Source organism: Actinocrinis sp. (assembly GCF_035938995.1).
GTDB lineage: Bacteria > Actinomycetota > Actinomycetes > Streptomycetales > Catenulisporaceae > DASZGI01.
This window is the reverse complement of record NZ_DASZGI010000190.1, coordinates 1-20,573: the sequence shown is the minus strand read 5'-3', so window position 1 is coordinate 20,573 and position 20,573 is coordinate 1. Positions and strand designations below refer to the sequence as shown.

Below are 20,573 nucleotides of genomic sequence, written 5' to 3'. Positions count from 1 at the left end.
CCGCTCGAGCCGCCGCGCGTTCGCATCGCAGCGGTCCGAGCGGCAACGCTGAGCGCATCATCTCGGCAGATCTAAAGGCTCTTCTGCGGCAGATCTGAAAGCAAGGGCGCGGCAGATCTAAAATGCGAGCTACACTGCCCTCATGCGGGCAGCAGCGGACTATCTCCCCAGACGAGCCACTGAGCAGGTGCTTACAGCACTCGAAGACACCCGGGTCGTGGTGGTGAACGGAGCCCGCCAGACAGGCAAGAGCACGCTTGCCGAACTGGCGCTGGCAAAGGTCGACGGGGGGCGGGCGCGCTTCTTGGACGATCCGGCCACCAGGTCCGCGGCCCAGAGCGACCCGGTCCGGTTCGTGCGCCACGACGGGACACTGCTCATCGACGAGGTGCAGCGGGTGCCTGATCTGTGGCTGGCGATCAAGAACGAAGTGGATCGCGACCCTCGGCCGGGCCGCTTCCTGCTCACCAGGTCGGCCCGCCTGCTAGGCCTGGCCAGTCTTCCCGACGCTCTTCCAGGCCGATCCGAGACGATCGAGCTGTGGCCGTTGTCCCAAGGGGAGATCGACGGGGGCCCGGACGGATTCGTCGATGCCGTCTTCGAGCGCGGCGCGGAGATCCCGCCGCCTGCCGGCGAGCTTCGACGGCGCGACTACCTCGCCAGAGCCGTACGCGGCGGATATCCGGAATCCGTGCGCCGAGAGCAGCCGCGCCGACGCAGCCGATTCTTCGAGAACTACGTCGCGGACCTGCTGGCACGGGATGTGAAGCAGGTCGCCCAGATCGAGCGGTCCAGCGATATGCGCAGGCTGCTCTCACTGCTCGCGGCGCAAACCGCGGGACTGGTCAACTACAGCCGGCTGGCGGGCGACCTCGCCATCACGGCCCCCACAGTACGCAACTACATCGAGATCTTGGAGACCATCTACCTCGTCCGACTCGTCCCGGCCTGGTCGGCCAATCTCACGACCCGGACGGTCGCGACGCCGAAAGTGACGTTCGTGGACAGCGGTCTCGCCGCTTATCTGGCGTCGGGCACGACCAGCGACGCCGCAGTCGGCGGCCTCGTCGAGAACCTGGTCCTCGGTGAACTGGCCCGCCAGCTGACCTGGTCCGACGTGTCAGCGCGACTGTTCCACTACCGCGACCGCGACCAGGTGGAGGTCGACGCACTGCTTGAAGACAACGCCGGGAACGTCGTCGGCATCGAGGTGAAGGCCGCCGAGACGGCCCGCGCGGAGGACTTCGCAGGACTTCGCCATCTCCAGCGGAGACTCGGCAGCAGATTCCGCGCCGGCATCCTGCTGTATTGCGGTACCGAGACTCTGCCGTTCGGCCAGGACCTGGCCTGCGCACCGATCTCGGCATTATGGAGCACCCACGCGAACCAGCACAGTGTTACCGGCTAAGCGCCTTTGCTGTTCCCGGGAGGCGTCGGCAACACCCAAAAGGACCCCGAGCGCTTCGCAGCCCTCTACGAGGGCGTCGTGACGAAGATCTTCGACATCCTGCCGGACGAGACCTGGGTCTACCCCGGCCACGGCCGCGACACCACCCTCGGCGACGAGCGCCCCCACCTGGAAGAGTGGCGCAAGCGCGGCTGGTGAGGCGGCCCCGGCCCCGGGTCTCCCGATCGCCGAAATCGGAAGATCCGGCATAGAGCCGGTCGAGTTGCGCGCGAGCCAAACACCACGCTGGGGAACCGTAACGATCTGACGATCTGTCAGCGCCGTGGGGCCTTTGGGGCGTACCTTCACTAGGTCAAGCGCGAGCCAAAGGGGGGACTGTGGAGGACCGACCTCGTACTCCGAGCGCGCTGCGACCGGATGCTTCCGCGGCGCCGGTTGTGGGTCCTGACGACGACCCAGGCGAGGACTCGAGGGCGAAGGGCGGCCGTGTCGGCGGGACGCCTCAGACGCACGAGGAGTGGTCCGCTTTCGCCGCGCTGCCGCCTACTGAGCGCGCCGCGTTGTACCTGCGCTCGCTTCCCACGGCGCTGGTGTTGCTTGGGGCGCTTGCGCTGATTGGCGGTTAGTACGGGGCGGCTTGCGGGTGTGTAGGTGGGGCTCGGTTTAGGGGAAGGCGATCCAGGCCCCTTGGTCCCGGGCGATGCGCGACGTGAGGCCGGTGATCGCCACGACGAGGGCGAAGGGCACCGCGATGGCCAGCGACTCGTTCGTGTGCAGCACCAGCACGGCACCGAGCAGAGCGCCGAGCAGCATCGCGACCACCGCTACCAGTCGTCTCCCAGACGCTGCGGACGCGCTCTCGCCGAGCGGGGCGTCGGCGGCGATGCCGGTGATGATCATGGTGAGCACCGTGGTGGTCAGGTCCGGGACCTTGAGGGCGCGCACCGCGGCGTTCTGCGTGCCCATCGCCAGTCCGAGCAGGAGGATGAGCGGGTAGCGGACCGCCGTGTCGCCCGGATTCGGGGCCACCGCCGCGAGGACGAGCGCGATGCCGAACAGGATCGCCTCGGCCGACGTCGCCAGGAGCAGCGTGCGGCCCCGGTGCTCCGGTTCCCGCTGCAAGCGGCCCCAGGCCAGGGCGCCGGCAGCGAATCCGGCCAGGGCGAGCACCGAGGCGGCGGGCGAGAAGCCGTGCGCCCCGGCCAGCGCGAAGCCGAGGAAGACCACGTTGCCGGTCATGTTGGCCACGAACACCCGGCCGAGCAGCAGATAGCTGACGGCGTCCACCATGCCGGTGACCACCGTGAGCCCGACCAGCAGGGGCGGCAGCGGGCCGTGCTTGTCGCCCGGACGCGGGACGAGCGTGCGCAGCACGCCGGTGACCAGGGATGGCATATTCGTGCTCTGCTTCTAGTCCTGGCCGGTGAGCAGGCCGGGGTGGACGCCCAGCCCCATCGACGCGTCGACGACGGCGCCGTGCATGACGCGTCCGGCGTCACTGCACAGCCACCAGACGACCTCGGCGATCTCGTCGGGCTGGATGAGCCGTCCCTTAGGCAGCCGGCCGACAAGTTGCGCCCGCTCGTCGTCGGACAGCCGGCTGAGCGTGCTGGCTTCGAACATGTCGGTCTCTACGGCGCCGGGGCAGACCGCGAACACGTCGACTGGCGCTCGTGCCAGCTCCGCGGCGAGTTGGCGGGAGAGGAAGGCGACGGCGGCCTTGCTCATCCCGTCGGCCAGGCGGAAGTTCGGGAACTGGCCGATACCGCCGCTCACGCTCGAGATGTTGACGATCTTGCCGTATCCGCGCTCGAGCATGCCGGGCAGCAGCTCGCGCACCAGCCACAGCGGGCCGAGGCAGTTGATCGTGAACATCGCGGCGTCGCGCGCGCTCTCGCTATCGCCGGCGTGCCGCTCCACGGTCTTGGAGCCGACGGCGGCGTTGTTGACCAGCACGTCGACGGGGCCGGGCAGGGCGGCGAGCAGGCGCTCGTGGCTCGCCTCGTCGCCCTGGTTGAACTCGAAGGACTCGACGGCGTCGTGGCCTTCGGCGGCCAGCACCCCGATCAGGTGCTGCGCGCGCTCACGGCCGAAGCGGTAGGTGAACCACACCCGGTCGCCCGCCCGGGCGAACCGCTCCACCGCGGCCCGGCCGATCCCGTTGGAGCCGCCGGTGACGAGGACGGTGCGCGGTTCCATGGGAGGCCTCCCCGGCGGCGTGGCGGCAGACACGTGGCAGCGGACATGCGGTGGGACATCTGGAGCCTATGACCCGGCCGACGCAGCGGCCAACGGGCCGGTCGCGCGTGTCGCGACGGCGGGTTACGGTCGGCGGGTGAGGCTCAGCAGCGAGGAGGCGCGGCGCAGGTTCGCCGCGTCGCGGTCGGCGGTCTTGGGCACCGCAGACGCCGAGGGTAGACCGCACCTGGTGCCGGTCACCTTCGCGGCCGTGCACGGCAACGTGCTGATCGCGATAGACGACAAGCCGAAGCAGACGGCTGATCTCAAAAGGCTGCGAAACATCGCGGCCAATCCCTTGGTGAGCCTGCTGGCCGACCGCTACGACGACGATTGGACCCGGCTGTGGTGGGCCCGCGCGGACGGGGTCGCGCGGATCGTCGCCGAGCCGGGCGCCCTCCCGTCCGGGCTGCTCACAGAGCTTCGGGGGCGCTATCCGCACTATGCGGACAACGCCCCCGCGGGACCGTTCGTCGTCGTGGCGGTCGAACGGTGGTCAGGCTGGTCGTTCGCCGCCTGATGGCGCTCGTCGCGCGGCGGGGTCAGCCCCGCGGCAGGACGCCGCTGAGCACGCCGTCGCCCAGGGCTGCGGTCCAGTCGGTCGAGACGAAGGGGACGCCGTCGGAGGCGAGCAGCGCGACCCGCGCCTGGGCGTCGGCGAGCGAGGGAGAAGGCAGACCTCGATATTACCTGCGGACTGATCGCTAGGGGATCGAGCCGCCCGCGTTGATCGGGATGTAGCAGGCATACCAGCCCGCTGCGATGGCGAGCGCGCCGAGGATCAGATACACCGAGCTTCGCTGTCGGACGCGGGCGAGTGCCGAGGCCACCGGCAGCAGCAGCGGGAACAGGGCCAGGAACTCGCGTGGCACGACTGTATACACGTGGATCGACGCGTACACGACGGCGGCGAGTACGACCGTGTAGAAGGTCAGCTCCCACGGCAGCCGCTGCATGATCAGCAGGATGACGAGCACCGGGACGGCGAGCAGGACGGCCGTGGTGATCAGGGAGGGGTAGTTCGCGTAGCCCTTCGAGGTGCCCAGCATGCCCTCGTGGATGCGGTGGAGCACGTCCTGCATGTTGTTGAAGCCGGTCCCCCACTGCTTCTGCGCCTTGAGATACCCGGTGAGGCTGCCCATCCGGTCGGCGACGTAGGCGAGGTAGCCGATCATGCCGAGCGGCGCCACAACCAGGGCGACCCACGGCCGCCATCCGTCGCGCCGCTTGACGATCGCCACGAGGGCGGCGACGCAGACCGTGGCGACCAGCGCGTCCGCGGTGGGGCGGGTCAGCCCGGCGAGGCAGCCGACCACACCGGCGGCGATCCACGAGCGACGCAGCAGCGCGTAGAGCGCCCAGGCCGACAGGCAGATGGCGAGCGTGTCGGCGTATGAGGCGCCTTCGATGACGGCCGAGGGCATCAGGGCCCAGAGCACGGCGAAGAAGACCCCGGTGCGCGCGTCGCGGACCAGGCGGCCGATCTCGAACAGCGCCCAGGCGCAGGCGGCCGCGGCGATCCAGGTGATCGCCACGCCGACGACGTCCACGTTCAGGCCGGTGACGTCGTGGCCGAGCCTCATCAGGCCGGGGTAGAGCGGGAAGAACGGGAACGGGGATCCGAAGGCTGCGATGTGCGTGTCGTAGCCGTGCTGGGCGATCAGCCGGTACCAGCCGGAGTCGACGAACACGAACAGGCCGCGCTGGGCGAAGCCGTGCCCCGCGGAGAGGATCGCGAACACCAGGGTGCTGACAAGACGGACGGCCAGATACGCGACGACGGCCGGCCAGGCGCGCGCCGCGGAGGAACGGGCGCGATCGGCGACGGCGCGGATCCGGGACCGGGCCGGGCCGGACGGGTCGCTGTCCCCGGCGGCGGATTGGTTGCCGGCCGCGAGCGCCGTCGTGTTCACGTCGAGTCCATCCCTTCGCCGCCGCCCACCCGACGGATGTTCACTGTCGCCGGATCATAGCGCCCTTCGATGACCGGCAATCGTCCGCCCACGGCGGCCTGCGGATCGCCCGCCAACGGCCGCGCTCAACGCGGTGGTCGAGACTACTCGGGAGGGCCGCGGTACGCGATTTCCGAGGTCCGTACGGTGCCCGACGGGTCGCCGGCACCGTCGCTCGGGCGGGTGAAGAATTCGACCGTTCGGCGTACAGTGCGCAATCGGCCGCCTACTCTTGGCAGCAGGCTCGCGACGGCAGCGCACGGTCATCGACGGGAGCGCACTCTCCTGGCCTGCGTGCGCCGGGCATACCGACGAGGGCGGGAGACGCGTGGAAAGTACCGACGGCGTCGGCCGGGGCGTGCTGGCGTTGCCCAGACCCGCCGCGCCGTCCGACGCGGCAGCGGCCGGGCGCCGCGGCACCTGGGAGCCGCTCGACGAGCTGGCGGTGCGGGTCGGCTCCAAGCTCGACCCGGCGATCACCGCCCAGGAGGTGGTGGACCTCGTCGTGCCGGGCTTCGCCGATCAGGCGTCGATCCTGTTGCGCGAGAGCGTGCTGAGCGGCGCGGGCGCGGCCGAGCCGCGCGATGGTCCGATCCGGCTGATCCGCCTGGCGCTCGGCGTCTGGGACGACCGGGTGGCCGACCGCCTGCGCGCCGCTCTTCCGGTCGGCGCGCTGACGGTGGTGTCGGACGAGTCGCCGTACGCGCGGTGCATGCGTTCGCACGAGATGATCGTTGAGCAGGCGTTGGCAGAGGACCCTTCGGGCACCGTTCCGAGCGCGCACGAGAGCACGGATCTCACCGCGGTGCTCGGCAGCCGCTCGGCCGTGTTCGCCCCGCTGCTCGTCGGCGGCCGGGTGCTCGGCGTGGCGGTGCTCTCCCGAGGACCGGCGCGCGGCGGCTTCTCCCCGGCGGAAGTGGCCACGATCGAACGGCTGGCCACGCGCGCGGCGATCTGGATGGACAACGCGCGGCTGCACGACCAGTTGCGCCGCACGGCCATCAGCCTGCAGAAGGCGATGCTGCCGACGTCGCTGGTCGCCCCGGCGGGTCTGGAGGTCGCGCACCGGTATCTGCCGGGCAGCGACGTCGCGGTGGTCGGCGGGGACTGGTTCGACGTGATCGGGCTGGCCGGCGGCCGGGTGGCGCTCGTGGTCGGGGACGTGATGGGGCACGGCACCCAGGCGGCGACCGTCATGGGGCAGCTGCGCACGGCGGTGCGCACGCTCGCGGCGGTGGACCTGCCGCCGGCCGAGGTGCTGGCGCATCTCGACGACCTCATGCCCAACATCGACGGCACGTTGTTCGCGACTTGTCTCTACGCCGTCTACGATCCGGCGACGCAGCAGTGTTCGATCTCGCGCGCCGGACACGTGCCGCCCCTGGTGGTGCGGCCGGACGGGACCGCGGAGGTGCTTCACCAGGTCGGCCCGGGGCTCCCCCTCGGCCTCGGCGGCGACGTGGGCACGTTCGACACGCTGGACATCGACGTGCCGGACGGGTCGCTGTTCGTGCTGTGCACGGACGGGCTGCTGGAGAACAAGGCCCGCGACATCGACTCGGGTCTGCGGCTGCTGCGGGAGAACCTGTCGGCCGAGCCGGGGCGGCCGCTGCAGGAGATCTGCGACCAGGTGGTCAAGGAGCTCGACCTGACGAAGGACCGGGACGACATCGCGCTGCTGATCAGCCGACTGCACGCGCTGCCGCGCGACCGCTCCGCGGCGTGGTGGATCCCGGGCGAGCCGCGCCAGGTCGCCCGGTGCCGCCGGCTGGTGCGCGAGACCCTGACCGGGTGGCAGCTGGGCGAGCTGCGCGACACGGTCGAGCTGCTCGTCAGCGAGCTGGTGACCAACGCCATCCAGCACGCGGGCGGCGACATCCGGCTGCGGTTGCAGCGCGACGAGGACGGCTTGCTGTGCGAGGTCTGCGACAACACCCGCACACCGCCGGAGCTTCAGGAGCTTTCGGCGACCGCCGAGCGGGGCCGCGGCATCCTGCTGGTCAAGGAGCTGTCGCGGCGGTGGGGATACCGCCGCACGGCGTCCGGGAAAGTCGTCTGGTTCACCCTCAGACTGCCAGAAGCGGCCGGGCCGGCCTGACGCCGGACACAGTCCTCCAATACGCAGCAGCTCTCTGATAGCAGATCTCTGATGCGCCTTGCGCGTCCGACCCCGGAGATCATCAGCCGACGAAGACAGACGGGCGTCGGTCCTTCCACGGTACGGCCTGCTCGAGCTGCGCGGCGACCGTGAGCAGCAGGTCTTCGCGCCCGTGGTCGGCGACGAGCTGCACGCCGATCGGCAGTCCCTCGCGGCTCTGGCCGAGCGGCAGGCTGACGGCCGGATTGCCGGAGACGTTGAACGCGGCGGTGAACGGTCCGTATTCGTAGATGCGGCGCAGCCAGGTGCGTGTTGTGGCGCCGGGTTCGTCGTATGCGGGGTCGTCGGAGTCGAGGGTGCCGTGCGGCGCCGGGAGTTCGGCGAGCGTCGGGGTGATGAGCAGGTCGTGCTCGGCGAAGAACCGGCCGACGGGGCGGGTGACACGGTGCTGGGCGTCGACGGCCGCCAGCAGATCGAGCGCGGTGGCGGCCTCGGTCTCGGCCAGAACCCGTCGGGAGACGGCCTCGAGAAGCGTGCGATCGAGCCGTGCGCGGGCTGCGAGGATCGCGCCGCCGGTCGCGTACGCGGCGAGCATTGAGGCTTCGACGATGGCGTCGGCGTCGATCTGCACGCTCGCCGCTGCCTCGGTGACGTCGTGCCCGATCCATTCCAGGGCCTTGCCCGCGGTGACGACGACCTCGGCCACCTGCTTGTCGACGGCGACGCCGGACCAGGCCGCGGTGGTCACGGCGATGCGCAGGCGGCCCGGGTTCGTCTGGATCGCTTCGGCGTAGGGGCGCGGCGGCGCAGGTGCCGCGTACTTCTCTCCGACGGCCGACGCGCTGACGGCGTCGAGCAGGAGCGCGGTGTCGCGGACGGTGCGGGTGAATCCGAACTCGGCGATGAGTCCGAATCCGGCCTCGCCGACGAGCGGGCCGCTGGGGGTACGGCCACGGCCGGGCTTGAGGCCGATCAGTCCACAGCAGGACGCGGGGACGCGCAGCGAACCGCCGCCGTCGTTGCCGTGCGCGAACGGGACGGCTCCGGCGGCGACGAGGGCCGCGGAGCCGCCGCTCGAACCGCCGACGCCGCGGTCCGGCGCCCAGGGGTTGCGGGTGGGGCCGTGCTTGACGGGCTCGGTGGCGAAGCTGAGGCCTAACTCGGGTGCGGTGCTCTGGCCGAGGGCGACCAGTCCGGCGGCGCGGAAGCGGGCCATCAGCTCGTGGTCTTCGTGGGCGACGGCGCTGCGGATGGCGCGACTGCCGAGGGAGAAGGGCACGCCGCGGGCGAAGGGGCCGCTGTCCTTGATGACGAACGGGACTCCGGCGAACGGTCCGGCGGCGTCGTGGCCGAGAGCCGGGTCGAACAGCGGGCGGGCCAGCGCGTTCAGTTCGGTGTGCGCTTGGTCGAGGGCGCGCCGGGCGACCTGTTCGACCTCCGCCGCGGTGACCTCGCCGCGGCGGATCAGGTCCCGCAGTCCGACGGCGTCAAGGTCGGCGTACTCGTGCAGCTCCATTCGCCCCACAGTGGCATATGCCGGAGGGCGCACCAACGGGTTTTCGGGGATATCCCGCCCTAGCCCCGCTCCCCGCAGCTCGTCCGTCGGCGCGCCCAAGCCCTTAGGGCGACCCACCAGCAAACGAGGGCCGCAGGGACGCCGCCGGTCGGGATATGCCCCGTTTTCGGGGTCGGACGGCCGATGGCGGGCTGCGTCGGCCGCCGCGCGGACCCACGGCGCCAAGGCGGCGACGCCGCAAAGCGCCGCCGGCCTCTGCGACACGGATCCCGGGTCAGACCCCGGCGGCCCGCATCCCGCGCAGCTCCTTCTTCAGCTCGCCGATCTCGTCGCGGAAGCGCGCGGCCAGCTCGAAGCGCAGTTCCGCGGCTGCCGCGTGCATCTGCGCGGACAGGTCCTCGATCAGCGCCTCCAGCTCCTGCGCGGGCTTTCCGACGAAGTCGAGGCTCGACACGCCGCCCCGGGAGCCGACGCCCGGAACCGGCGCCTTGCCCCTGGACTGCTGCCGCCCGGCGCCGCCGAGCAGTTCCTTGGTGTCGGCGTCCTCGCGGGCCAGCGAGTCGGTGATGTCGGCGATCCGCTTGCGCAGCGGCGTCGGGTCGATGCCGTGCTCCGCGTTGTACGCGATCTGCTTCGCCCGGCGCCGGTTCGTCTCGTCGATGGCCTTCGCCATCCCCGGCGTGATCTTGTCGGCGTACATGTGCACCTGGCCGGACACGTTGCGCGCGGCCCGGCCGATGGTCTGGATCAGCGAGGTGCCGCTGCGCAGGAAGCCCTCCTTGTCCGCGTCGAGGATCGCGACCAGCGAGACCTCGGGCAGGTCCAGTCCCTCACGCAGCAGGTTGATGCCGATCAGCACGTCGAACACGCCGAGGCGCAGCTCGCGCAGCAGCTCGACGCGGCGCAGGGTGTCGATGTCCGAGTGCAGATAGCGGACCTTGACGCCCAGCTCGAGCAGGTAATCGGTGAGGTCCTCGGACATCTTCTTGGTCAGCGTGGTGACCAGCACCCGCTCGTCGCGCTCCTCGCGCCGGCGGATCTCGTGGATCAGGTCGTCGATCTGACCCTGCGTCGGCTTGACGATCACCTCGGGGTCGATCAGGCCGGTGGGCCGGATCACCTGCTCGACGGTGCCGGTCGCCTGCGCCAGCTCGTACGGGCCCGGGGTGGCCGACAGGTACACCGTCTGGCCGATCCGCTCGACGAACTCCTCCCAGCGCAGCGGCCGGTTGTCCATCGCCGACGGCAGCCGGAAGCCGTGGTCCACCAGGATCCGCTTGCGCGAGGCGTCGCCCTCGTACATCGCGCCGATCTGCGGGACCGTCTGGTGCGACTCGTCGATCACCAGCAGGAAGTCGTCCGGGAAGAAGTCCAGCAGGGTGTTCGGGGCGCTGCCCGGCTCGCGGCCGTCGATGTGCCGCGAGTAGTTCTCGATGCCGTTGCAGAATCCGACCTCGCGCATCATCTCCAGGTCGTAGCTGGTGCGCATGCGCAGCCGCTGGGCCTCCAGCAGCTTGCCCTGCCGCTCGAGCACGGTCAGCCGCTCCTCCAGCTCGGTCTCTATACCGCTGATCGCGCGGGCCATCCGCTCCGGACCGGCGACGTAGTGGCTGGCCGGGAAGATGTAGAGCTCCGAGTCGTCGGTGAGCACCTCGCCGGTGACCGGGTGCAGCGTCATCAGCCGCTCGACCTCGTCGCCGAACATCTCGATGCGCACCGGGTGCTCCTCGTAGACCGGGAACACCTCGACGGTGTCGCCGCGCACCCGGAAGGTGCCGCGGGTGAAGGCGATGTCGTTGCGGGCGTACTGGATCGAGACCAGCTTGCGCAGCAGCTTGTCGAGGCCGAACTCCTCGCCGACCCGCAGCCGGATCATGCGGTCGACGTACTCCTGCGGCGTACCCAGGCCGTAGATGCAGGACACCGAGGCGACCACGACCACGTCCCGCCGGGTCAGCAGGGAGCTGGTCGCCGAGTGCCGCAGCCGCTCGACCTCGTCGTTGACCGAGGAGTCCTTCTCGATGTAGGTGTCGGTCTGCGCGATGTACGCCTCGGGCTGGTAGTAGTCGTAGTACGAGACGAAGTACTCGACCGCGTTGTTCGGCAGCAGCTCGCGGAACTCGTTGGCCAGCTGCGCCGCGAGCGTCTTGTTCGGGGCCATGACCAGCGTGGGCCGCTGCAGGCGCTCGATCAGCCAGGCGGTGGTCGCCGACTTCCCCGTGCCGGTCGCGCCGAGCAGCACCACGTCCTTCTCGCCCGCGCGCACCCGGCGCTCGAGCTCCGCGATCGCCCCCGGCTGGTCGCCGGACGGCGTGTAGTCGCTGACGACCTCGAAAGGCGCCACTTTCCGCTCAAGGTCGGTCATCGGTCGCGTCATGGTTACTACGGTAAACGCCCCCGGGGACAAGCGGCGCCGCGTCCGGCTCGGCTGCAGCCGGACGCGGCTGTGAGCGCTTTACCGCTGGGCGACCCTGCGGAAGAGCGGCCGCGGCAGGTGTCGCAGTCCGGACAGCACGTACCGCAGCGCGGCCGGCACCCAGATGATCTCGGAGCCCTTGCGCAGCCCGGTCACGATGGCGTCGGCCACCGCGTCCGGGGTGGTGGAGAAGGGCGCCTTCTCCATCCCGGCGGTCATCTTCGACTCGACGAAACCGGGGCGCACCACCATCACGTGCACCCCGCTGCCGTGCAGCGAGTCGCCGAGGCCCTGGGCGAAGGCGTCGAGCCCCGCCTTGGTCGAGCCGTAGATGAAGTTGGCCTTGCGGGCCCGCTCCCCGGCGACCGAGGAGAGGACCACCAGCGAGCCGTGGCCCTGCTTCTTCAGTGCTCCGGCGCAGACCAGTCCGGCTGCGACCGCGCCGACGTAGTTCGTCTGGGCCACGCGGGCCGCCGCGACCGGGTCCTGCTCGTCGGCCGCCTGGTCGCCGAGCACCCCGAACGCGAGCAACACGACGTCGATGTCGCCACCGGCGAAGACGGCGCCAAGCGTCTTTTCGTGCTCCTCGACCTGTGCGGCGTCGAAGGCGACGGTCTCCACCTCGGCGCCGCGGGCCCGCAGGTCCGCCACTGCCGCGTCGAGCCGCTCCGAGGGGCGCGCGGCGAGCACCACGCGCCGGGTCTTGTCCGCGATCAGCCGGCGCGCGGTCGCCAGCGCGATGTCCGACGTGCCGCCGAGCACCAGCAGCGACTGCACCGAACCGAGTGCGTCCTTCATGTGTCTACTCCCTTACAGGCCCAGCCGGCGCGACTGGTCCGAGACGAACACGCCGTGCGGGTCGACCTCGGCGCGCACCTTGCGGAACGCCTCGATCCGCGGGTACATGGCCGGCAGCCGGTCCGCGGCCAGGCGCGAGTCCTTGGCCAGGTAGATGCGGCCGCCCTCGGACAGGACCTGCTCGTCGAGCCACGGCAGCAGCCGGTCGAGGTCGGGGGTGCCGGTCGGGAAGTCCAGCGCCAGGGTCCATCCCTCGGTGGGGAAGGACAGGTATCCGGGCGAGCCCTTGCCGAAACGCTTGAGCACAGACACGAACGACGGCGCCTGAACCCGGCTGATCCGCTCGACCATGCGCTTGAACGTCACGTCCGCGCTGAACGGCACGACGAACTGGTACTGCAGGAACCCCGCCTTGCCGTAGACCCGGTTCCAGTCGCGGATGCCGTCGAGCGGATGGAAGAACCCGCCGATGGTGGCGAGGTGGTGGTGCGTGGCCGGGGTCTTGCGGTACCAGACCTCGTTGGCGACCGCGATGGTGCGCTTGTTCAGCAGCCCCGACGGGAACAGGTCCGGGACCTTCGCGATCGGCTTCGCGGAGAAGGCCAAGGGCTCGGTGCGGAACTTGGACGGCAACTGCTCCAGCGTGGCGAAGTTGCCGCAGTCCAGCAGCGCCCGGCCGAGCTTGGCGCCCTTGGCCAGGCAGTCCATCCACGCGACGGTGTAGCGGTAGTCGGCGTCGGTGCCGGCGAGCTTCTCCATCAGCGCGTCGAGGTCCGGCAGCTTGAAGGTGTCGACCGCGATCCGCGAGGTCTCGATCGGCACCATCCGGATCGTGGCGGACAGGACGATCCCGGTCAGGCCCATCCCGCCGGCGGTGGCCCAGAACAGCTCCGGGTCGCCCTCGGGGGTGACGGTGCGCACCGAGCCGTCGGCCAGCAGCATCCGCGTCGAGGTGACGTGCTGGGCGAAGCTGCCGTCGGCGTGGTGGTTCTTGCCGTGGATGTCGCTGCCGATCGCCCCGCCCACCGTCACGTACCGGGTTCCGGGGGTGACCGGGACGAAGTAGCCGAAGGGCACCAGCGCGCGCATGAGCGTGTGCAGCGAGACGCCCGCCTCGCAGGTGACCAGGCCGGCGTCCAGGTCCACGGACAGGATCCGGTTCAGCCCGGTCAGGTCGAGCACCAGGCCGCCCGCGTTCTGCGCCGGGTCGCCGTAGGAGCGGCCGAGGCCCCGCGCGATCACGCCGCGCGGTCCGGCGGCGGCGACCGCCTCGGCGATCTGCTCGGCGGTGCGCGGATGCGCGACCCGGGCGACCGTCGGCGCGGTGCGGCCCCAGCCGGTCAGGCTCTCCGAGGTCCCGCGCTCGTCGTCGGAGTTGATCAGATCGGTGGGGGCCAGGTCAGCGGGCATTGAACACCCCCAGGGCGAAGCAGGCCAGCCAGGCGCAGGCGATCGCCATGATCACCTTGTCGCCGAGCACCACGTCCTCGGGCTCCCCGGCCTGCCCGGCGTCCACGAACATCGCGTACCGCAGGAAGATGAACGACCACGGCACGATCGAGATCTCGTGCCACTGCACCCCGTGCTGGTCCTGGCTGAGGCTCAACGCCCACAGCGAGTAGGTCAGGATGGTCAGGCCCGCGGCCATCTGCCAGACGAAGCGCAGGTAGGAGGCGGAGTACGCGGCCAGCGACTTGCGCGTGGTGGCGGCGGCCTCCCCCATCAGCACCATCTCGGAGTACCGCTTGCCCGAGACCATGAACAGCGAGCCGAACCCGGTGGTCAGCAGGAACCACTGGGACAGCGGGATGCCGCCCGCGACGCCGCCGATCATCGCGCGCAGCAGGAAGCCCGCGGAGACCAGGGCCAGGTCGAGCACGAGCACGTGCTTGAACCAGGCGCTGTACGACAGGTGCATCGCGAGGTACACGCTGATCACGACGGCGGTGGCCGTGTTGGCGGCGAGCGCCACGCCGATCGCGGCGATCGCCAGCACCACGACGCCGACCCACGCCAGCGGGATCGGGATGACCCCGGCGGCGATCGGCCGGAAGCGCTTCTTGGGGTGGGCGCGGTCGGCCTCGACGTCGAGGGCGTCGTTCGCGTAGTAGACGGCGGAGGCGGCCAGGCAGAAGGCGGCGAAGGCGATGGCGCTGTCGGCGAGGATGTTGGCCTGGTTGATCCGCCCGGCGGCGAGCGGGGCGGTGAGCACCAGGAAGTTCTTGACCCACTGCTTGGGCCGCGCCTCCAGCCACAACCCCCGCATGAGGCCGTACGCGGGCGCCGCCGCGACCTGGGCCTCCACTATCGCGGGGGGCGCGGCCTCGGCCACGCCCTCGGCTGCGTCCGTCGGATGACCGCGCTGCTGCGCGGGAATCGCCACCACTGTCTGCTCTCCCAGGCTCTTGATCGCACCGCTTCCGCCGCGGGGGTGCGGCGGCTTCGGCGCCCGCTCGATGTGGCACAGGCTGGATGTGACGGGCGCCGATCTGACGCGGCGTCCGCTCCGGCCCGGTGCCGTCCCTCCGGCACCGCGCCGGGCCTCGCGCCGCGGCGGGATCCGCACCCGCCGGGCCGGATCCGGTGCCTGTCCAACCGTGCCTGTCCGACCGTCGTGACCGGTCCCGTCCGGCCCGGAACGATCGGTACGTCCGTAAACGGCGAGTGGAGGCTACCAGCCCGGTTTACCCGACCCAAGTTACCTGACACCGAGGGTCGCCACGCGGTTCCCACCGGTGGGCCGTGTGGGGGAACGGGCGGCGGAACCGCAGGTCAGCCGAGCGCGGCGAGGCGGTCCCAGAGGGCCGCCACCTGCGGTTCGAGCGCTTCGGGGGCGCCGTCGTTGTCGATCACGGCATCGGCCGCGGCGAGGCGCGTCTCACGGGGAGCCTGGGCGGCGGTCCGGGCCCGGGCCTCGTCCTCGGTCATGCCGCGGTCGCGCATCAGCCGGGCGATACGGGTGGCGTCGGCCGCGTCGACGACGACCACCAGGTCGAACAGTCCGGTCAGGCCCGACTCGACCAGCAGCGGGATGTCCTGGACGACCACGGACCCGATGGGCGCCGACGCCACCCGCTCGGCCATCCACGTGCGCACCTGCGGATGGATGATCGCGTTCAGCGCGGCACGGCGGCCGGGGTCGGAGAAGACCCGTTCGGCCAGGGCGGCGCGGTCGAGCGAGCCGTCCGGGCCGAGGACCTGCTCACCGAACTCGGCGACCACCGCGGCCAGGCCGTCGGTGCCCGGCGCGACCACCTCCCGCGCCGCGACGTCTGCGTCCAGCACTAGCGCGCCGCGGTCGGCGAGCATCCGGGCCACGGTGGACTTGCCCGCGCCGATCCCGCCGGTGAGTCCGACGTGCACGGTCCGCTTCTCGCTCATGACCTGGATCGTAGTGGGCCGCCCGGCTTGCGCTGCGTGGCGGTGGAAGATCGCGAGGCCGGGAGAAAGGCGTTCGATGCCTTCAGGGCCCCAGGCAACCGTTGGTCCGGCGGGCGAGGCGCCGCCGCACACAGCAGCGCCCGGCGGATCGCTGGGGATCCGCCGGGCGCCGTGACTCAGCTGCTAGCTGCCGACCGGGGTCAGCTCTGGCCGCCGGCCAGCTTCTCCCGCAGCGCGGCGAGGGCCTCGTCGGAGGCCAGCGCGCCGGTGTTCTCGGCCGGGGCCGAGGAGTAGCTGGACGGGGTCACGCCCGGGGCGGCCTCCGCGCCGGAACCCGCCGCAGCCTCCGCGTCGGCCTTGCGGGCCTCGGCGATCTGCTTCTGGTGCTGCTCGAACCGGGTCTGCGCCTCGGCGTACTGGTGCTCCCACTCCTCGCGCTGGGACTCGTAGCCCTCGAGCCACTCGCCGGACTCCGGGTCGAAGCCGTCGGGGTACTGGTAGTTGCCCTCGGCGTCGTAGGAGGCGGCCATGCCGTAGAGGGTCGGGTCGAACTGGTCGACCGACGAGTCGCCGGTCAGGCCCTCGTTCGCCTGCTTGAGCGAGAGGGAGATGCGGCGGCGGTCCAGGTCGATGTCGATGACCTTGACGAAGATCTCGTCGCCGACCTGCACGACCTGCTCGGGGATCTCCACGTGCCGCTCGGCCAGCTCGGAGATGTGCACCAGGCCCTCGATGCCCTCGTCCACCCGGACGAACGCGCCGAACGGCACCAGCTTGGTGACCTTGCCCGGCACGACCTGGCCGATCTGGTGGGTGCGGGCGAACTGCTGCCACGGGTCCTCCTGCGTCGCCTTCAGCGACAGCGAGACCCGCTCCCGGTCCATGTCCACGTCCAGGACCTCGACCGTGACCTCCTGGCCGACCTCGACCACCTCGGACGGGTGGTCGATGTGCTTCCAGGACAGCTCGGAGACGTGCACCAGGCCGTCGACCCCGCCGAGGTCCACGAAGGCGCCGAAGTTGACGATCGAGGAGACCACGCCGGACCGCACCTGGCCCTTGAGCAGGGTGGTGAGGAAGGTCTGGCGCACCTCGGACTGGGTCTGCTCCAGCCAGGCGCGGCGGGACAGGACCACGTTGTTGCGGTTCTTGTCCAGCTCGATGATCTTCGCCTCGAGCTCCTTGCCGACGTACGGCTGCAGGTCGCGCACCCGGCGCATCTCCACCAGGGAGGCGGGCAGGAAGCCGCGCAGCCCGATGTCGATGATCAGGCCGCCCTTGACCACCTCGATGACGGTGCCGGTGACGATCCCGTCCTCGTCCTTGATCTTCTCGATCGTGCCCCAGGCCCGCTCGTACTGCGCGCGCTTCTTGGACAGGATCAGCCGGCCCTCCTTGTCCTCCTTCTGGAGGACCAGGGCCTCGACGTGGTCTCCGACCGCGACGACCTCGTGCGGGTCCACGTCGTGCTTGATCGACAGCTCGCGGGACGGGATGACGCCCTCGGTCTTGTAACCGATGTCGAGCAGGACCTCGTCCCGGTCGACCTTCACGATGGTGCCGTCGACGATATCGCCGTCGTTGAAGTACTTGATGGTCTCGTCGATGGCGGCGAGGAAGGCCTCCTCCGAACCGATGTCGTTGATAGCGACCTGCGGGGTTCGGACGGTCTCGGTGCTGCTCGTCATGGGGGAAAGGGCTCCGGGTACGGATATGTGGTCGGATGACACACGCGGCGGAGCCTGACTCGGGAACGTGAGCGGTTCTGAAGTCGGTGCGGCCCCCTCGGTCCGAAGCCACACGGGTCCGCAGCGCAACAGCCAGGATACGGGCCGCACGCTTCCATGGTCAATCGAGCAGGGCGCATCACGCCGAAACCGGGGCAACCCTCACCGGAGCCGTGCCGGAGAGTGAACGGGTAAACCGGCGGCCCTGCCGAAACATAGCGTGCACGCGGGGCGTAACGGAAGTGGGCAAGCCGTCTCCTCGACGATCCCTGTCATACATCGGCCGTCGCGCGACGCCTTCGCCGCGCAGTCCGCGGGCGTGGGAGGGTTGCGCCATGAGTGACTCCGACCTCGATCCACCGGACGCCGAGTCGGTCGCGAGCGGCGAGATCGTGATCCGGCGGCCGACGGGCGACGCCGAGACGGCGAGGGCCAATCGCGGCTGGTGGGATGCGAACGCTGACGAGTACCAGGCGGACCACGGTGAGTACCTGGGCGACTCGCGATTCCTGTGGTCGCCCGAGGGCGTATATGAGGACAAGGCGCACCTTCTAGGCGAGGTGCGCGACAGGCGCGTACTCGAGGTCGGATGCGGCGCGGCGCAGTGCTCGCGCTGGCTGGCGAAGCAGGGTGCGCACGTGACCGGGTTCGATCTTTCGATGCGGCAGCTTGAGCACGCGCGGCGGATCGACGAGGACTTAGGCAACGCGCCGCTGCCTTTGGTGCAGGCGGACGCGCTCGCGATGCCGTTCGCTGACGAAGCGTTCGACGTCGCGTGCTCGGCGTTCGGGGCGGTCCCGTTCGTGGCGGATTCGGCAGCGGTCATGCGTGAGGTTGCGCGGGTGCTTAAGCCGGGCGGGCGATGGGTGTTCGCGGTGCCTCATCCGTTCAGGTGGTGCCTGCCGGATGATCCCGGCCCCGGGGGTCTGGTGGTCCGGGATTCCTACTTCGACCGCCGGCCGTACGTCGAGCAGGACGAGTCGGGCGTCGCCACCTACGTGGAGCATCACCGGACGCTCGGCGACCGGGTGCGCGAGTTGGCCGCGGCCGGCCTGGCGCTGCTGGACCTGGTGGAGCCGGAGTATCCGGAGACCCTGGGCAACCGGTGGGGTGGCGGCTGGTCGTCGCTGCGCGGAAAGCTGGTGCCGGGAACAGCGATCTTCGTGACGGAGAAGCCCACGCGATAGAGGCGCACAACGTGGCGATTTCGAAGCCTGCGATGCGCAGCGGACGCAGTACCGGGGCCGGCGTTCGCGGGTGAACGGCGGCACCGGGCGCGCCGTTGCGCTGGTGCGGGGCGCCGAGCCGGGCTACAGTCCGAACTCGTACCCGGCGGACCCGCCCCATCCCGGCGCGTTCGGCCGAGTGCCTGCCGCCGGCACGGTCGCACCCCTCCCGAGAAGGGCGCAGCATCGATGGTCCGCCGCCACCTCACCACCGGCGTTCTGGTCGCGGTCGGCACGTTCGCCGGGAGCGTCCTGTCGTACGGCTTCAGCTTCGTCCTGGCGCACCAGCTCGACCAGACCGGTTACGGGCAGGTCGGCGCGCTGCTGATGCTGTTCCTCGTCGCGTCGATCCCGGCCTGGGCGATCCAGGCGGTGACCGCGCGGCGGGTGGCCCGCTCCGGGGAGACCGATCCGGCCGCGCTGCGCGAGCTGACCAGTCCGCTGGTGCGCTGGTCACTGCTGGTCGGCGTCGCGGGGACGGTGCTGCTGGCCGGGCTCGCCCCGGCGGTGTCCGCGCTCTTCCCGGCGGTCTCGGCCGGGCAGGTGGCCTGGACCGCGCTGGCCCTGACCCCCAACGCGCTGATCTTCTGCTACCTCGGCATCGCGCAGGGCAGTTCGCGTTTCACCGCGTACACCGTGCTGTTCGTGGGGTTCAACGGGGCGAAGCTGGTGGCTGGAATCGCCGCGGGCGCGGCCGGAGCGGACCCGGGGCTGATCATGGGCGCGATGGCGGCGTCCTGGTTCGCGACCGCGGCGGTGGCCCACTATGCGCTGCGAGATCTTGTGGGCAGGCCGCGCTTCCAGCGCGGGCTCGGATATGTGCGGGAGCTGGGCTCGGCCTCGTGGAGCCTGGGGGCGGTGCTGCTGCTCTCGCTGCTCGACGGCCTGCTGGCGGCGCATTACTTCAGCGGGGACGTGCTCGGGCGGTATCAGGCGGGCGCGATGTTCACCCGGGCGGGCTACTTCGGGCCCCAGTTCGCCGGGATCCTGGCCTACCCGAAGCTGGCGCTGCCCGAGACCCGGCGCAAGGCCCTGCTGTCGGCCGCCGTGCTGTCGGTCGGGATCGGCGCGTTGATCGTGATCGGGACCGCCGCCGCGGCCAATCCGGCGATCCGGGTGGCCTTCGGCGCCAAGTATCTGGACGGGGCCGGTTCCTTCGAACTGGCCTCGGCCGCGTGGCTGTTCGCGCTGGCCGGGGCGACGCAGGCGCTGATCCAGCTGGCGCTGCTGGACGCGGTGGCCAGGCGCTCGGCGGCGATCGGCTGGATCGTGTTCGCGGGCATCGTGGCCGAGACGGTCGTGATCCTCACGGTCGCGCACCACTCCGCGGTCGAGCTGATCGGCACGGCGGCGGTCTGCGGCTCGGCGACCGCGGTGGTGAGCCTGACCGTCACCGCGTTCGCGAAGCACCGGGCGAGCGCGCTGCTGCCGAACCAGCCCGCTTCCGAATACGCCGCGGCGACCTCCTGACGCAAGCGCGCCCTAGGGATTCAGCTCGCGCTGCGGCTGCGCTGTTTGCTCGAACACCGTCTGCTCTAGCACGGCCTCGAGCACTGCGTCCGCGATCGCCTCCGCGCCCGCTCCGGGGGCGGCGACCGTGTAGTGGTTGGTGTCCGGTATCAGCTTCGTGGTCAGGCGCAGGTGGTCGAGGCCTGCGTTGGCCAGGCGCGCGTCGTCGTAGAGGGCCTGCGGCTCGTTGAGGATGCCGCGCTGCGCGTAGAGGAAGGCGATCGGGCATCTCAGTGCCTTGATTGCCAACGTCACCTCAGGGTCGAGCAGTATCTGGCGGCCGTCTTCCCGGATCACCTCCTCC

General features: G+C 70.8%; 15 protein-coding genes and 2 pseudogenes. 6 read left to right on the top strand and 11 right to left on the bottom strand.

All coding sequences use genetic code 11. From position 1 onward, the window contains the following. Positions 1-142: 142 nt before the first annotated feature. Positions 143-1,408 carry an ATP-binding protein gene (locus tag VGZ32_RS13450; RefSeq protein ID WP_326886327.1) on the top strand — a complete coding sequence of 422 codons (1,266 nt, stop codon included), beginning with the start codon at positions 143-145 and terminating at the stop codon, positions 1,406-1,408. A gap of 9 nt (positions 1,409-1,417) precedes the next feature. Then, positions 1,418-1,606: pseudogene (locus VGZ32_RS13445) on the top strand (MBL fold metallo-hydrolase); the annotation flags it as partial. A 465-nt stretch (positions 1,607-2,071) separates the two neighbouring features. On the opposite strand, the gene VGZ32_RS13440 reads toward VGZ32_RS13445, so the two are convergent. Both VGZ32_RS13440 and VGZ32_RS13435 read right to left on the bottom strand, forming a co-directional pair. After that, on the bottom strand, positions 2,072-2,803 hold the full coding sequence (locus VGZ32_RS13440; protein ID WP_326886325.1) for a YoaK family protein: 732 nt from the start codon (positions 2,801-2,803) through the stop codon (positions 2,072-2,074). A 15-nt stretch (positions 2,804-2,818) separates the two neighbouring features. Then, positions 2,819-3,607, bottom strand: coding sequence for an SDR family NAD(P)-dependent oxidoreductase (locus tag VGZ32_RS13435; RefSeq protein ID WP_326886324.1), 789 nt, complete (start codon positions 3,605-3,607; stop codon positions 2,819-2,821). 136 nt (positions 3,608-3,743) lie between these two features. On the opposite strand from VGZ32_RS13435, the gene VGZ32_RS13430 reads away from it, so the two are divergent. Next, complete coding sequence (locus VGZ32_RS13430) at positions 3,744-4,166, top strand: TIGR03668 family PPOX class F420-dependent oxidoreductase (protein ID WP_326886323.1); 423 nt, start codon at positions 3,744-3,746, stop codon at positions 4,164-4,166. A gap of 184 nt (positions 4,167-4,350) precedes the next feature. On the opposite strand, the gene VGZ32_RS13425 is transcribed toward VGZ32_RS13430, so the two are convergent. Continuing rightward, positions 4,351-5,559: a hypothetical protein gene (locus VGZ32_RS13425; RefSeq protein WP_326886322.1), complete on the bottom strand. Its 1,209-nt coding sequence runs from the start codon at positions 5,557-5,559 to the stop codon at positions 4,351-4,353. Between the two features lie 367 nt (positions 5,560-5,926). On the opposite strand from VGZ32_RS13425, the gene VGZ32_RS13420 reads away from it, so the two are divergent. Next, positions 5,927-7,696, top strand: a complete 1,770-nt coding sequence (locus VGZ32_RS13420) for an ATP-binding SpoIIE family protein phosphatase (RefSeq protein ID WP_326886321.1) — start codon at positions 5,927-5,929, stop codon at positions 7,694-7,696. A gap of 82 nt (positions 7,697-7,778) precedes the next feature. Here the strand turns inward: VGZ32_RS13420 and VGZ32_RS13415 are convergent, their stop codons facing one another. The 7 genes from VGZ32_RS13415 to rpsA form a co-directional block, all read right to left on the bottom strand. After that, positions 7,779-9,212: an amidase gene (locus tag VGZ32_RS13415; RefSeq protein ID WP_326886320.1), complete on the bottom strand. Its 1,434-nt coding sequence runs from the start codon at positions 9,210-9,212 to the stop codon at positions 7,779-7,781. Positions 9,213-9,486: 274 nt separating this feature from the next. Next, entirely contained in the window at positions 9,487-11,589 is a 2,103-nt protein-coding gene (uvrB, locus tag VGZ32_RS13410) for an excinuclease ABC subunit UvrB (protein ID WP_326886319.1), read from the bottom strand. A 78-nt stretch (positions 11,590-11,667) separates the two neighbouring features. Then, positions 11,668-12,426 (bottom strand): decaprenylphospho-beta-D-erythro-pentofuranosid-2-ulose 2-reductase, encoded by a 759-nt coding sequence (locus VGZ32_RS13405; RefSeq protein ID WP_326886318.1) that lies wholly within the window; start codon positions 12,424-12,426, stop codon positions 11,668-11,670. 12 nt (positions 12,427-12,438) lie between these two features. Then, positions 12,439-13,836 (bottom strand): FAD-binding oxidoreductase, encoded by a 1,398-nt coding sequence (locus VGZ32_RS13400; protein ID WP_326886317.1) that lies wholly within the window; start codon positions 13,834-13,836, stop codon positions 12,439-12,441. Next, a complete protein-coding gene (locus VGZ32_RS13395; RefSeq protein WP_326886316.1) occupies positions 13,826-14,812 on the bottom strand; it encodes a decaprenyl-phosphate phosphoribosyltransferase in 987 nt (328 codons plus the stop codon). Before VGZ32_RS13395 ends, VGZ32_RS13400 begins: the two co-directional genes overlap by 11 nt. 386 nt (positions 14,813-15,198) lie before the next feature. Continuing rightward, complete coding sequence (coaE, locus tag VGZ32_RS13390) at positions 15,199-15,807, bottom strand: dephospho-CoA kinase (RefSeq protein WP_326886315.1); 609 nt, start codon at positions 15,805-15,807, stop codon at positions 15,199-15,201. A 200-nt stretch (positions 15,808-16,007) separates the two neighbouring features. Further along, entirely contained in the window at positions 16,008-17,495 is a 1,488-nt protein-coding gene (gene rpsA, locus VGZ32_RS13385; protein ID WP_326886314.1) for a 30S ribosomal protein S1, read from the bottom strand. Positions 17,496-17,869: 374 nt separating this feature from the next. On the opposite strand from rpsA, the gene VGZ32_RS13380 reads away from it, so the two are divergent. Both VGZ32_RS13380 and VGZ32_RS13375 read left to right on the top strand, forming a co-directional pair. Beyond that, complete coding sequence (locus VGZ32_RS13380; protein ID WP_326886313.1) at positions 17,870-18,721, top strand: class I SAM-dependent methyltransferase; 852 nt, start codon at positions 17,870-17,872, stop codon at positions 18,719-18,721. Between the two features lie 228 nt (positions 18,722-18,949). Continuing rightward, on the top strand, positions 18,950-20,230 hold the full coding sequence (locus VGZ32_RS13375) for a hypothetical protein (protein WP_326886312.1): 1,281 nt from the start codon (positions 18,950-18,952) through the stop codon (positions 20,228-20,230). Positions 20,231-20,242: 12 nt separating this feature from the next. Here VGZ32_RS13375 and VGZ32_RS13370 read toward each other — a convergent pair. Then, a pseudogene (locus VGZ32_RS13370) lies at positions 20,243-20,573 on the bottom strand (hypothetical protein); the annotation flags it as partial.